Raw genomic sequence first — 14,040 nt, forward strand, 5'->3', positions numbered from 1 at the left:
TTACCTTCTTATTGATCATTTTGTTTAATAATAGTTCCATTAAAAGCATTTACTGTCTTAATAGTACTTGTTTTTGTACTACGATTCTTAACTTCAACAAACCAAGTTGGAATATAAATAACATTTCCCTTAACTGTCAGCAACTTAGAGTATGCATACTTCGTCCACATAATTTTTGAGTTATCGGGAATTTCTGAAGCTGTATACAACCGATCAACAGCTTCTCTTTCAGAAATCGTATCTTGTTCTTCACGCAACGAAGTCACTTTCGATACCAGAGTTTGACGATAATTCAAAATCGACTTATTACTGCGAGTAAAAACTAGTTGAGAACTTTCATCAAATAACTCTCCATAATTTGTCACTTGAGAGTAAACAAACTTACGATCATTTGATAAATAAGGATTGTATTTATAAGAACTTGTTAGCAGTACATTACTGCTGTTTTCCATAAACTTGTTGAGTACTTTTTTAGCATCACTAGTATCGTCTAAATAAATAGTATTTTTCAAACGACTAATCATCCCGTCGCCTTGTTCGGTCACATCTTGATCCTTCAATTGGTCCTTATCCTTCATAAAACTATTATCAGGAGTTGCAGATAAGTAGTAACCTTTTTGCTTTTCGTTAGACAAACGACCAGTAGTGATGTTGGCACTCTTCATCTGTGTAGAGATTGAGGCAACGTCAGATTTACTAGTAACCACATTGTTAGCTTGCTTATAACTAGTAAATAAGAAAATATCTAAGGCGATGAAAACCGCTAAGAAAATTAATTCAATTCTTCGAAAATCCACGATTACTCACCTCCTACTTGATCACTAACGCCAATAAGTTCTTGTAACGAACTCCAAGATTGATCGACACGAATAAAGTAAGCAGGTACTAAGTGGACAATCTCTTTGTTCTCGGGATCATCTTCCCATTTATAACCTAAATCAATAAACTGAATTTTCTTAGTATCAAACCCATGTGCCTTCAAATCATTCATTACCTGGTCAGTACTCTTCAAACGAACTGGTGTCGAATCCGAAGGAACCGGCACTTGAATTACTTGATTTGAGAATTGTGTAAGTTGCTCGGATTTATTAAATACGATTCTTACTGCACCGAAATCACTCTTATAAAAAGTAGGGAAGCCTTCAATATATTCTCTAAAGACTAGCGTTTTGGTTTTCCAATTGGCATACGCTAATTTAGCGTTAGACAAAGGTGTATTGATCTGATTGACCAAGTCTAACCCTCTGTCCAAGACTTCTTGCGAATTCTTAGGACTCTGATCTTTTTCATAATTATAGTAGTTTAAAGTATTATTCTTGTATGAAACAAGTTTTTGGTAGGACGATGGACTATAAGTTGTCGCATCAGCACTCTTATGAGTTGAAATATTGTTGGAGCCTAACAATGTTGAAATGTAACTATTGTCTTCTTGCTTCGAAACAAGATAACTATAAGATTTTAGCGCCACACCATTTTCATAATTAATTAATACTCGTTTATCATCTACTTGCAACTTAACATTAATCGCTACATCAGTCTTCCGAAGTAGTTTTTCGATCCTCTTTGAGCTACCAGAATTTACACTGATTTTGTAAATTGTATGTGTTTTATCGTTTCCTAAATAAATCACTTGATCTCTTTTTTCCACGTGGAATAAAATTCGATCGAACTTGATTTTATGCTCGGAAGCAAGACTCTTCTTGTCCAAAATCTTTCCATAATAATCTAATGGCATCTGAAAAGCATAGAATAACTGCAATGAATCCTTTGAGTTAACAAATTTTTCATACTTGTCTTTGTCATTCTTAGATGTAACTTTTACCTGACCATAATTCCATTTCGACATATCTTTTTGAACAGCGCTAACAATATTGTGTTTGTTGTTATACACCATTCGAACTTGGCCGTCGTCATTCCACAAAATTTGTGAAGGTGCATAGACGTCACGTTTTTTTACAACCCGCTGAACTCCGAGCTTGTTGTTATTATCGTCAGTATTTGGTTGTGTGCGATATCGTGCATTATTGGTAAAAATCAGAAACGTCAAAATAAAACTGATTCCAATCGCAATAACCACTAATGTTTGAACAACTAATCTACTAATCTTCATCCCATTCACCCACACTTTCGTTTGGATTGTAAGGAAGTGAAATATAAAATGTCGATCCCTTACCTTCAGAAGAGTTAACCCAAATCTTACCTTTATGTTCCTCAACAACTTCTTTAGAAATTGAGAGACCTAGTCCCGTTCCCCCTTGCTTACGAGAACGAGCCTTATCAACTCGATAGAAACGATCAAAAATTTTGATTTGATCACTTCTAGGAATTCCTAATCCTTGGTCATTGATGCTGATAATAATATGTTTGTTAGTCTCCAATAAACGACAAGTAATTACTCCACCATCGGGAGAATACTTAATCGCATTATTCAAGATATTATCAATAACTTGTGTCATTTTGTCAGTATCAATTTCCACCCATAAGTCATGCTTAGTGAAAACTCGTTTGATGGTATAGTCTTTAACTTTTGTACCATCTTCTTTAGCATGTTCCTTATCTTTTTTAAGCATCATGTCAAAACGATTCAAGATGTAATTGAAAAATTCATTGAAGTTGATATATTCAAGATCAAGTTTTGAAGTTCCTTGATCCATTCGTGACAAACTCAATAAGTCATTAATCATACGGATAACACGTTCTGTTTCTTCAACAGTAACTTGCAAGAATTGTGGGGCTAATTTCTTATCTTCCCAAGCACCATCATTTAGAGTTTCCACATAACTTCTGATACTGGTTAGCGGCGTTCTTAACTCATGCGAAACGTTAGAAACGAATTCTTTTCGTTCACGGTCAACACGTTGTTGTTCGGTGACGTCATGAAGCACACAAACCACACCACTGACAAAACCACTATCTCTTTGAATAAGTGAAAATTCAGCATTTAAAATCAAATCATTATTATTGTTAGGAGCCTCCAAGATGACTGAATCTTGATCTTCCAAAATATCTTGGAAAGAGAACTCATTCTCAATTCCTAACGAATCAGTGATTGATTGACCGATTACTTGATCTTGCTCTTCAATTCCCAAGAGTTCACGGGCCATTTCATTAATAATCGTGATATTTCCACGACGATTGGTGGCAATAACTCCATCAGACATTTGTGAAAGCACTGAGTCTAATCGACGTCGTTCAGATTCAGAATTATCGGTTTCTTCTTCAACTTTGATACTCAAGTTATTAACCGCTAAAGCCAACTGTCCTAATTCATCGGCACTATAAACTCTAACTTGCCCTGAGTAATCACCGTTAGACATGCGAATTGCTTGCTGTTTCATTTCATCAATCGGACGAGTAATAGCTCGAGAAATGAAGATTGCAATTAACGCCCCAATCAAACCAGCAACCAAGGAAGCAGTTAAGAAAATCACGATAATTCCGTTGATATCTTGATAGACTTTTTCCATGCTGGCACGCACGTAAATAGCCCCAATAACATTACTGGAGTCATTCACTGTTTTCACTAATGGTTGCACTAAGACATAGGAATTACCAAGATCTTTGTCATAAACAATCTTCGTAATTTTGCGATTATTATAAATGGCATTTTTGGTATCGGCGATATTACTTTTGGTTCCAACCGTTGATTGACGATTGGCATTAGAATTACCGACAATTGTGCCATCTTTATCTACAACTTGAATTTCAGAAATAGAATTATTATTAATATCTTGCAGTGAATTCTGAATACTATCCCCCATATCCTTATCATGCAAATAAATATCTTGCGTGATTTGATTAGAAATTCCCGGCGGAATTGAAATAGAAGTTTCAAAGTTCTGGACGTAATTATGTTCGATTTGACGCACAAAATAAGCCCCAATGATTTCGATAGTCGCAATCAAAATCAAAATGAACGCAAAAGGAATTTTGAAATGAATTGAATGAATGAAATTAATTTTTTTGTTCACAAGTTTTTCCCTTTAAATAAAAAAAGCCCACAATCATGCAAGCTAGTCATCACTATCAGTATCTTTTAGGTAGTAACCCACGCCACGACGAGTCATTAACCACTCTGGTTGACTAGGATTATCTTCGATTTTTTCGCGTAAACGACGAACGGTAACGTCAACGGTTCTGACATCCCCAAAGTAATCGTATCCCCAAACAGTTTGAAGCAAGTGCTCACGCTTCATAACTTGACCAATGTGTTGAGCTAAGTAATAAATTAATTCAAATTCACGATGAGTCAATTCAACTTCTTTACCATCTTTTTTAACAATATATGCATCAGGAATAATTGATAAGTTTCCGATTGTAATATTGTCAGTAGTGTTATCATCTTCACTTGTGTTTTGGACAGTTTCTTGACGTCTTAATTGGGCCTTCACACGTGCAACTAATTCTCGATTAGAGAAAGGCTTCGTTACATAGTCGTCAGCACCAAGCTCTAATCCAATAACTTTATCAATCTCTGCGTCTTTAGCAGTAATCATGATAATTGGTGTATCGTGAGTTTTTCTAACTTCACGCGCCACTTCCAAACCATCTTTAACAGGAAGCATTAAGTCCAATAAGATGATATCTGGATTCTCTTCTTCAACTTTGTCTAATGCTTCTTGTCCATCAAAGGCGGTTATAACTTCATAACCTTCTTTTTCCATATTATATTTAATGATATCTGAGATGGGTTTTTCGTCATCAACAACTAAAACTTTTTTAGCCATAAATTCACACTCCTTAGTGTACTCGTAATTCATTATACTAATAATGAAAACATAAAACAAAAATGTGATAATAAATCATTAAAACATTGCCATAAAAAGAGAACTTATGGTAATATATTCATTGTTGAATTGGGTGGTTAGCTCAGCTGGCAGAGCAACGGACTCTTAATCCGTGGGTCCAGGGTTCGATCCCCTGACCACCCATATAAGTACTTTTGAAGGTTGTTATATCATGCTAAAGCACTGATATGATAGCCTTTTTACTTTTTCTCAACTTTGAGAAATTTGATTGATTTTGATACTATGGGTAGTCAACTGGGTAGTCAAAAAATTACATTATTTAATAGTTAAGCACGCTAAAATGAAGGCTTTTCGGAGTCAAACAATAAAATTTTGGGGCAAACAACATCATAGAATCAAATATAAAAAAAGAGGATTTATAAAATCCTCTTTTTTTATCATATTTTATTTTTCAATTCCTTAATATGTTCACTAATTTCATCTCTTGTTTTTCTAAATACTTCCATTATCTCATCTTCAGTTCCAGTAGCTTGTGCTGGATCTTCTAGTCCCCAATGTTCATGTGATACGTTCGCTGGTAAAACCGGACAATTGTCCAAAGCATCCCCACACAAAGTGATAACTAAGTCTGAATTATTGATATATTCATTATCAATGACTTGGGATTTATTGTGGCTAATATCAATGCCAATTTCTGACATCACTTTCACTGCTCTAGGATTCAATCCGTGAGCTTCAATTCCACCGCTTCGAATTTCATATTCTTTAGGATCCAATAATTCTTTTGATAATCCTTCTGCCATCTGGCTTCTGCAAGAATTTCCAGTACAAATAAAATAAATTGTTTTCATTATGATTTTTCTCCATTAAAATATTTATTCTTTAATTTTAGAGCAACATTTACTAATAAAATTAGCACTGGAACTTCCACCAGTGGACCAATCACTGCGGCAAAAGCCTCTCCCGAATTTATTCCAAAAACTCCTACTGCAACAGCTATTGCCAACTCAAAGTTGTTACTTGCTGCGGTAAATGAGAGAGACGCAGATATTGGATAACTGGTGCCCATTTTCTTTGATATGAAGAATGACACAAAAAACATTATTACAAAATAGAACAATAATGGAATGGCAATTCTAACCACATCAAGTGGTAGCTGTATTACTTTTTCTCCCTTTACGGAGAACATCACAACAATCGTAAATAAAAGTGCAATCAATGTTATTGGACTAATCTTTGGAACAAATTTTGCTTCAAACCATTCTTTTCCTTTAATTTTTATAAGTAAAAATCTCGAACTGATTCCTGCAATAAAAGGAATTCCTAAATAAATAAATACACTCTTGGCTATTTCACCCATTGTAATATCTACTGTATGAGTCTCTAGTCCCAACCAGCTAGGTAATACTGTTACGAAAATATACGCAAATACAGAGTAAAATATTATTTGGAAAATAGAATTAAATGCGACTAACCCCGCTGTATATTCATTATCTCCTTGAGCTAATTCACTCCACACAATTACCATTGCAATACATCTAGCAAGTCCAATCATAATTAGTCCTACCATATAACTAGGATAGTTGTGAAGAAATACTACCGCCAAGATGAACATAACAATTGGTCCAACAATCCAATTTTGGAACAGCGATATCAAGAGAACTTTCCAATTCTTGAATACGCGCCACATTTCTTCATATTTCACTTTTGTTAACGGTGGATACATCATTAAAATCAACCCAATGGCAATTGGTATAGATGTAGTTCCTATCTCTAAACTATTTATCGTTGAGGGAACGCTTGGAAAAAAGAAACCTAATCCAATTCCTGTCGCCATCGCAATAAATATCCATAAAGTTAGATATTTATCTAATATAGATAATTTTTTTGCTACTTGATTCATGAATGCTCCTCCAATTTCTAATTCTGAGTTGTACTATTAATCTCTAACCCTGTAATTCTTTCTATTTCTTCAACTGTAGGATATTCCCCGTAATCGTACAATTCTCCATCAACAAGGGTTATAGGTAATATTTCGATTCCTTTGTCTTGTATTTGTTGCTTTACTATTTCACTTCTAGCAAAAGCTGCGGGATTTTGTGTTAAATTTCTTCTATAAATTCTACTGGTTTCAGAACTATTAACTTCTTTGGTAATGGCTGTTATTGTCAGTAATTCCGAATCAACTGAAGGTCCACAAACTCCTGTTGGACAGCACATTGCTGGCTCGTAAATTTCAATTACTTTCATAATAACCCCTTTCAATTTTGTAAAACAATTAGTGAATTAATTCTTCTTCAAAATTAGGAACCCATTTAGACACTGCAAAGTGTCCATCAGAAACTTCATCTACTTTTTTTATCCATTCAACTTCATTAACTGCACGAGCTTTTAGAACATTATTTGATGTCTTTGCTGCGTACATACTTTGATTTACTAACCACCAAGTATGTTTAATTTTAGCTCTATTCAAATCTTCATTTAATCTCATTGATTCATAAACTGGAGTTGTCTCTGGCAAAGTAACCATTAAAACTTCAGTTTCATCACCATTTTGTAAACGTGGTAACAATTTTTGAATTGATTCAGGAACTTCCCCAGCACTTCTCTCAACTTCTTTAGCATAACTTTGTGTTGAATCAAGTAATAATAAGGTATGCCCTGTTGGAGCTGTATCAATAACAACAACTTCATTCTCTGACTTTTCAACTATTTCAGCAAAAGCCCTAAATACTGCTATTTCCTGCGTGCAAGGAGAACGTAAATCTTCTTCAACATAAGCCACATCATCAGCACTCATTGTTTTTCGTGCTTTGTTTAGCACTTCTTCTTTGTAATCATTTAATTCTTTTTCTTCATCTATATGACTAATAGCAATTCCATGCGTATCAGATAAATACAAATTCAAATGGTCTGCTGGATCAGTAGTTGCTAATCGAACTTTTTTTCCAGCTTTCGACAATTCTTTTGCTATTTGAATTGCGATAGTTGTTTTACCAACGCCACCTTTACCCATTGTAAAAATAATTTTCTTGTTTGTTGAAATAAAATCATCAATTATTCTATCAAGTGATGGAAGTTCGATAGGCTCTATTTCTTCTTCCTTAAGAGGTGGTTGATTTTTTTCTAGTAAAATACGTAGCTTGCCTATTCCTGTTACGTTGTATGGACGCAATGGAACATTGAACATTTCAAATTTTTGTAGATCTACAGGGGTTTCTTTCAAATCATTTTGTTGTTGGTCAAAAATCGTTTGAGAAACATTTTCGTTAGCTTCTTCTAAAAGACCGTTAACAATCAATTTTTGATTTAAAATTCCTATTACACTAAGTTCATTTGAGGCCCTTTGTGCTTCAATAATTGAGGCCCTTTGTGGCCGAGTGACTAACATCAATGTTGTTAATTCGTTGTTACTCAACGTTTTTACAGCGTGTGCATATATTTCTCTCTTATCACCCATACCTGACAACTGGCCAAGACAAGAAACACCTGTTGTGTTCTCATCAAGATAGTTACTCCAAGCAGAAGGTAATTGCAACATTCTTAGAGTATGTCCCGTTGGTGCAGTATCGAAAATTATATAATCATATTCTTTTTCAATAGTTTCATCAGTTAAAAAGTTAGCAAATTCATTAAATGCAGCAATCTCAACAGTACAAGAACCTGATAATTGTTCTTCCATGTTCTCCAATGCACTTTCTGGCAAAACACCCCTATATGGACCTACTACACTTTCTTTATAGTCTTCTGCAGCTGTAACAGGGTCAAAGTTAGCAACTTTTAAATTCGGTATTCCATTGATGTCTTTTGGTTTATTTGTAAGTTCTGTTTGAAAAACATCTTGCAAGTTAGAAGCTGGGTCAGTACTAACAAGCATAACTTTTGCACCTTTATCAGCTAAACTGGTTGCAGTAGCACAAGCAGTCGTTGTTTTACCAACACCACCTTTACCTGTAAAAAATAAATACTTGGTTAGATTCATATTTATTGGTTCATATAGTTTCATTGATTGCACCCCCTTAGCAGCATTCATTTGATCCGTTACAGCAACTTCCTTCAGAATTTGATTGATCAACAAATATTAGTCCAGTGTAGTTCGTTAATTCTTCTTTAGTTGGGTAATCACTTGTCTTAACAATTTTGCCATCAAGAACCGTGATAGGTAAAATATCGTTTCCTTTTTCTTGTATAGTTTTTAGAACTGTTTCATTTTTAACAAATGCATCCGGTGTACTTGATAAGTTGTAGCGACTTGCCTCAATTTGAGAAACATCTTCAAGTGCTTCAAAAATTGAGGTGATAGTTAATAAGTTTTCATCAATAGATGGACCACATACTCCTGTTGAACAACACATTGCAGGCTCAAATAGTTCCAATTTTTTCATTTTTATTCTCCTTAATTTGACACCATATTTTTAGTTTGACATGCACATACATTTGAATTAAAAAATAATTGATTAAAATCTCTCATGAAGTCTTCTAATTTGCTTTGGTTTAAACTGTAATAAGACCATTTTCCCTCTTTTTTAACAGAAACAAAGTCAGCATTCTCAAGCACTTTCATGTGATGAGAAAGCGTTGGTTGAGTAAATTCAAAGTTTTCTAAAATGTCACAAGCACATAGCTCACCATTTGAAAGTAAATCAATTATTTTCATTCTGTTGGGATCAGATATTATTTTTAATTTATTCGAATAATCTTCGTAATTCACTTTTTAGTTTTTCCTTTCTTCTCTATTACAAACAATAATATTATTATTGAAAAAGCAACAACTATTAGCGACGTAGGTACTGTTATTTTCATCAATAAAGCAACTGCCACTGCTGCAGTAACACCAATTATCCTGGCTAATGTTTTTATGATAAAGCACCCCCAATGTCTCACATAGATATTTGTCTATATGTTTAATATAGATGAGCATCTATGTGTTGTCAACACAATTTAAAGTTCCTTTCAGAACAAAAAGACCTACTAAGTAGGTCTTTTTGTTCATGCTATGAAATCTTCAGTTTTGGCTAAATATACTTTCATCATGTGGTAATACTTTTCTGACATTTCTGATTCTCTAACTCGTTTTATAAAGGTGTCCGTTCCTCGAATATCATCTGTCCTAAGTACCATTCTCATGGCTCCACCATATTGATAGAACATATTATCGACTGTTCTTTCATACGAGTCTTCTTTAGGCTTCATTTCCAGTTTTAGTTCCTCTACATCGTCTAAGAGAACAGACCAATCTGGATTAAGTGGCCAATACTTCTTCTCTTGACCTAGCTGTTTATCTCTAAAGCTAATATACGTGCTTAAGATATTTTTAACCAATTGTAGTGCATCAGCAGTAGCTAGTAACTTACCCATCAAGTCTTGTGCATACTCATGTTTAAATCTTAATTCATAACGATTTTTTATTTCTACTTGTTCTCTAGGTATTCTCTGTTTCTTAGCTTGTTCGTAGTCTTTTTCATAGAATACAACTTGTAGATTAGACTGTCCTGCTCCAAAGTAGATTGAACTACCTTCCTTTTTGCCATTAAAATCGCCTTCTCCAGTAACATGCCATGTTCTGAATTTAGTTATACATTCATCATTCTCAACTTTTTCAATAAACTCTGGTATATCAATGAATCTATAATAGTCATTGATTGCCATATCTATTCTGTTAAAAACTGCTCCTGCATGTGCACAGTCTCGAAAAAAGGCAAACCACCATTGATCTCTAAATTTTATAAATTCTTCATATAGCCGACAACCTTGTCCACTCATTTCAATAGATACACCTTTATTTGTCAGTTTTGGAGAATCATATAAAACTCTAATATTATCTAGTTCATATACAGTGTTATAGTTCAATATGTTCGTACTCTTATTAATGAACATATCAACCTTTAATCGAAGTATTTTGGTAATCACATCTTCTGGTGACATGTTAGGTATTCTCACTCTTACCCAGTCATAAATACAATCCAATTTATTGCCTGTCTCTAGATACGGAATAAGGTTATTAATTTTTGTTATTACACCTTCTGAGATCTTTCTAGATCCATTTTCATACTTAGAATAAGTACTCCTACTTACTGATAGTATTTTTGCCATTTCTGTTTGAGTGTACTTATTTCTCTTTCTGTAAGATTTTAATTCTTTTTCTATTTCCAAATATTCACACTTTCTTGTCGCAAATTTATTTTAAATTGTGACACTTTTATTTTTCATAAAACCTTTAAATATCAACCTTTTTCACTCACTTGTATAGTCAATATTCTGTATATTAACCCCCGTATTACATAACGGGGGTTTAAGTCTTGAATATAACTTCAAGACCACTACAAGCAATGAGACATTGCTTTTCGCTCAAGCAAGACACTATGAGGCATAGTTTACTTGCTTGCTTTCGTTAAAATACCATTCCGTGCTACGACACTCCGCACTCCATTCACCAATGGACACGCCCAGCTATTCTGCTGGTCTTTCATGGCGACACGCCACTCATTCCATTGGTGCATTTTTGTTGCTAACCATTAATTACTAAAATCTCTATATCTGCCCTTTATTTGCTAAAACTATGTCTAGCAATGACTAGGTGAAAGAATCGAACTTTCACTGTTTCCTAGCTAGTCTCGATGATTTATAAAAAAGTCGTCTATATCTTTGCGATTATATAAAGTTATTCCCGAAACAGTGCAACTTGGTAATCCTTCATATCTAAATCTATCAAAAGTGTTATTAGAAACCGATAAATATTTACAAGCATCTTTTTTCTTCATCCACTCTTTGTTGTTAAAGTTAGAAATATCTTTAATCTTGGATATTTCATTAAGAATAATTTCTCTGACTTCATTTGATATTTTCTTTTTTTCTTCTTCATTCAAAAGCACTTCTACCATCTCCTCACCCCTTTTTTCTTATTTATGAGAATATTATAATTCTTAAATTTGAGAAAATCAATACATTTTTCTCTTTTTTGAGAAATATGTGATATACTATCTGTGATAATTATCAAAAACGAGAAAAGGAAGTGTTTATAAATGGGAAACAATCTAAGGTTTGTAAGAAAAGAAAATGGTTTAACTTTAGATCAAGTAAGTAGTGATACTGGTATTCCAAGAGCAAACTTAAGTAGGTATGAAAAAGGAATAAGTGATCCAAAAATTGATACTTGGGTTACTTTAGCCGATTATTATCATGCAACATTAAACTGGTTAGCTGGTCTTGATTCAGATGAGAATCACTTACCTTACATTGAAAATATTAGTGATCTTGCAGAGAAACTTTCTGATAATAACAATGTTGAAATACGACACACTATTCTTTCTGAAGACGAATATTACATTCTGAAAAATATTCACTCACTAAATAAAGATCAATTAAAAGAAATAAAAGACATTGTTTCTAAAGATGTAGCAAATCATTAATAAATAAAATCTCCTATTCTATGATATTGTTTGCCCCAAAATCATAAGGAGAAAAATGGATAACAGAATTAAAAAATACATAAAAAAAGACGGGAAACCCGCTTATAAATTTCAAGTATATTTAGGAATTGATAAACAAACTGGCAAAAAATTAAGAACCACACGGCGTGGATTTAGAAAACTAAGAGATGCAGAGCTTGAGCTTAAGAAAATAGATTATAAGGTTGCAAACAAAACCCTAGAGCTTGTAAATACTAACAAAAATATTACTTTCCAAGAAGTATATGAAGAATGGTATCAAGGATATATTAATACTGTTCGAGAAAGTACTTTTAATAGGACTCAAGGAATGTTTGATAACCACATACTACCTGCCTTTGGTAACTTAAGAATTAGAACTATTAAACCTGTACAATGTCAAAAAGCACTTAATCAGTGGTACAACGAAACCACAAGAAATTACAAACGTTGGTTCAATTATGTACAAGCAGTGTTTGATTACGCAGTGAAACAAGACTATACAGTCGATAACCCGGCTAGAAAAATTAACATGCCTAAAAAACATGAAAAAATTGGGCCTGATATTCCAAACTTTTGGGATAAATCGCAATTACAGGTTTTCTTCTCTAACATAAGTGAGAATCAAGAGCCGGAAAAATACTGTATGTTTAGATTATTAGCTTTTGGCGGGTTACGCCGTGGTGAATGCTTAGCTCTAACTTGGAGTGATCTTGATTTTAAAAACAATACATTGAGTATTAACAAGACACTCACTCAAGGTCTGAAAGGTAAGCAAATTGTGCAAGCCACTAAAACCCGAAAAAGTAATCGGATAATTTCCATTGATCATTCCACTATGGAATCTTTGAAAAAATGGAGATTGTTACAAAAGAAAATATTTTTAACTCATGGATTTAATACACTAGAAGATAACCAGCTTATCTTTGCCACAAGAAATAATACTCATAAATCTCTGAATACACCTAGTAAATGGCTCCAAAAGATAATTGAACAAACTGAACTTCCCAAAATTACTGTTCATGGTTTCAGACATTCTCATGCTTCTGCCCTATTCTCTGCAGGAGCAACAATTAAAGAGGTGCAAGACCGTTTAGGTCACGAAGATGCACAAACGACTTTGAACATCTATACGCATGTGACTGAAAAACAAGACAAAGAAGCTGTTGATAAATTAGTAAATTATCTGAACATTTAGGGGTAGTCAACGGGGTATTCACTTTCAATTATTGAGCATTTGAAATATGAATATACAGTGATATAGCAACAACATTTAGATGAGCTAGGTCTGGCAAAGTTAATCCCCTGACCACCCATTGAGTAACTTTTAACCGATTGTATAGGGGCTTAAAACCTTGATATAATCGGTTTTTTATTTTTAACAAATTTTAATGAATTACAAAATATGGTATTCAATGGTATTCAAAATGGTATTCAATTTTTATCGTGTAGGCAGAATAAAACACCTCTGATTAATCTCAGGGATGTTTTTTTATTTGTTTTACATTTGACTGATATACCAATGTAATTCAGAAGAAACGTCGTCAAGACTTTCAATAATATTATTTTTTGTTACTCTTCCTGAAACTTTATAAATTTCTTGAGCAGCACCATGATAGTTGCCAATTAGATTAAGTACATCATCGCTTTTATTCGCATATTGTTCACATGCTTTTTCTTCGTTCTGCATTTCTTCTCTTATAGTTCTAAATTCACTAATAATATCAACCATATCATCATTAGAATTTTCTATTAGTTGATCAATTTTATTTGCCCATTCTCTTATTTTTTCATTCTGTTCGTTTTTATTAGTAATGTCATTTAATATACTTTTCATCATATAACTATCCTCCTAATTAATTTAT

15 protein-coding genes, 1 tRNA gene and 1 pseudogene are annotated in these 14,040 nt (G+C 33.5%); 3 read left to right on the forward strand and 14 right to left on the reverse strand.

The window, feature by feature from the left end:
- Positions 1 to 8 precede the first annotated feature (8 nt).
- The 4 genes from Q2T76_RS01760 to yycF are packed head-to-tail and all read right to left on the reverse strand — an operon-like array spanning position 9 to position 4,727.
- Positions 9 to 797 carry a two-component system regulatory protein YycI gene (locus Q2T76_RS01760; RefSeq protein WP_302083550.1) on the reverse strand — a complete coding sequence of 263 codons (789 nt, stop codon included), beginning with the start codon at positions 795 to 797 and terminating at the stop codon, positions 9 to 11.
- A gap of 2 nt (positions 798 to 799) precedes the next feature.
- Complete coding sequence (locus tag Q2T76_RS01765) at positions 800 to 2,110, reverse strand: hypothetical protein (protein WP_302083552.1); 1,311 nt, start codon at positions 2,108 to 2,110, stop codon at positions 800 to 802.
- Positions 2,100 to 3,971 carry a cell wall metabolism sensor histidine kinase WalK gene (gene walK, locus Q2T76_RS01770; RefSeq protein WP_302083553.1) on the reverse strand — a complete coding sequence of 624 codons (1,872 nt, stop codon included), beginning with the start codon at positions 3,969 to 3,971 and terminating at the stop codon, positions 2,100 to 2,102. The genes Q2T76_RS01765 and walK overlap by 11 nt, the downstream gene beginning before the upstream one ends.
- Before the next feature lie 42 nt (positions 3,972 to 4,013).
- Complete coding sequence (yycF, locus tag Q2T76_RS01775; RefSeq protein WP_302083555.1) at positions 4,014 to 4,727, reverse strand: response regulator YycF; 714 nt, start codon at positions 4,725 to 4,727, stop codon at positions 4,014 to 4,016.
- A gap of 131 nt (positions 4,728 to 4,858) precedes the next feature.
- Between yycF and Q2T76_RS01780 the strand changes: the two genes are divergently transcribed.
- Positions 4,859 to 4,931, forward strand: a tRNA-Lys gene (locus Q2T76_RS01780).
- 254 nt (positions 4,932 to 5,185) lie between these two features.
- Here the strand turns inward: Q2T76_RS01780 and arsC are convergent.
- From arsC to Q2T76_RS01820, 9 genes and pseudogenes are all read right to left on the reverse strand, one after another.
- On the reverse strand, positions 5,186 to 5,599 hold the full coding sequence (gene arsC, locus Q2T76_RS01785) for an arsenate reductase (thioredoxin) (protein ID WP_302083557.1): 414 nt from the start codon (positions 5,597 to 5,599) through the stop codon (positions 5,186 to 5,188).
- A complete protein-coding gene (arsB, locus tag Q2T76_RS01790) occupies positions 5,599 to 6,651 on the reverse strand; it encodes an ACR3 family arsenite efflux transporter (RefSeq protein WP_302083558.1) in 1,053 nt (350 codons plus the stop codon). The genes arsC and arsB overlap by 1 nt, the downstream gene beginning before the upstream one ends.
- Before the next feature lie 17 nt (positions 6,652 to 6,668).
- Positions 6,669 to 6,998 (reverse strand): arsenite efflux transporter metallochaperone ArsD, encoded by a 330-nt coding sequence (gene arsD / locus Q2T76_RS01795; RefSeq protein WP_302083560.1) that lies wholly within the window; start codon positions 6,996 to 6,998, stop codon positions 6,669 to 6,671.
- Positions 6,999 to 7,026: 28 nt separating this feature from the next.
- A complete protein-coding gene (gene arsA / locus Q2T76_RS01800; protein ID WP_302083562.1) occupies positions 7,027 to 8,754 on the reverse strand; it encodes an arsenical pump-driving ATPase in 1,728 nt (575 codons plus the stop codon).
- A gap of 13 nt (positions 8,755 to 8,767) precedes the next feature.
- A complete protein-coding gene (gene arsD, locus Q2T76_RS01805; protein WP_302083563.1) occupies positions 8,768 to 9,133 on the reverse strand; it encodes an arsenite efflux transporter metallochaperone ArsD in 366 nt (121 codons plus the stop codon).
- A gap of 11 nt (positions 9,134 to 9,144) precedes the next feature.
- A complete protein-coding gene (locus Q2T76_RS01810) occupies positions 9,145 to 9,459 on the reverse strand; it encodes a metalloregulator ArsR/SmtB family transcription factor (protein ID WP_302083565.1) in 315 nt (104 codons plus the stop codon).
- Positions 9,460 to 9,737: 278 nt separating this feature from the next.
- A complete protein-coding gene (locus tag Q2T76_RS01815; RefSeq protein ID WP_302083567.1) occupies positions 9,738 to 10,715 on the reverse strand; it encodes a replication initiation factor domain-containing protein in 978 nt (325 codons plus the stop codon).
- Between the two features lie 42 nt (positions 10,716 to 10,757).
- A pseudogene (locus Q2T76_RS07915) lies at positions 10,758 to 10,901 on the reverse strand (helix-turn-helix transcriptional regulator); the annotation flags it as partial.
- Between the two features lie 455 nt (positions 10,902 to 11,356).
- Positions 11,357 to 11,629: a hypothetical protein gene (locus Q2T76_RS01820; protein ID WP_302083569.1), complete on the reverse strand. Its 273-nt coding sequence runs from the start codon at positions 11,627 to 11,629 to the stop codon at positions 11,357 to 11,359.
- A 141-nt stretch (positions 11,630 to 11,770) separates the two neighbouring features.
- Between Q2T76_RS01820 and Q2T76_RS01825 the strand changes: the two genes are divergently transcribed.
- Entirely contained in the window at positions 11,771 to 12,157 is a 387-nt protein-coding gene (locus Q2T76_RS01825; protein ID WP_302083571.1) for a helix-turn-helix transcriptional regulator, read from the forward strand.
- A gap of 55 nt (positions 12,158 to 12,212) precedes the next feature.
- Positions 12,213 to 13,373, forward strand: a complete 1,161-nt coding sequence (locus tag Q2T76_RS01830; RefSeq protein WP_302083573.1) for a tyrosine-type recombinase/integrase — start codon at positions 12,213 to 12,215, stop codon at positions 13,371 to 13,373.
- A 303-nt stretch (positions 13,374 to 13,676) separates the two neighbouring features.
- On the opposite strand, the gene Q2T76_RS01835 is transcribed toward Q2T76_RS01830, so the two are convergent.
- Positions 13,677 to 14,015, reverse strand: coding sequence for a hypothetical protein (locus tag Q2T76_RS01835; protein ID WP_302083574.1), 339 nt, complete (start codon positions 14,013 to 14,015; stop codon positions 13,677 to 13,679).
- Between the last annotated feature and the right edge of the window lie 25 nt (positions 14,016 to 14,040).

The organism is Lactobacillus sp. YT155 (assembly GCF_030504545.1).
Classification (GTDB): Bacteria; Bacillota; Bacilli; order Lactobacillales; family Lactobacillaceae; genus BQUT01.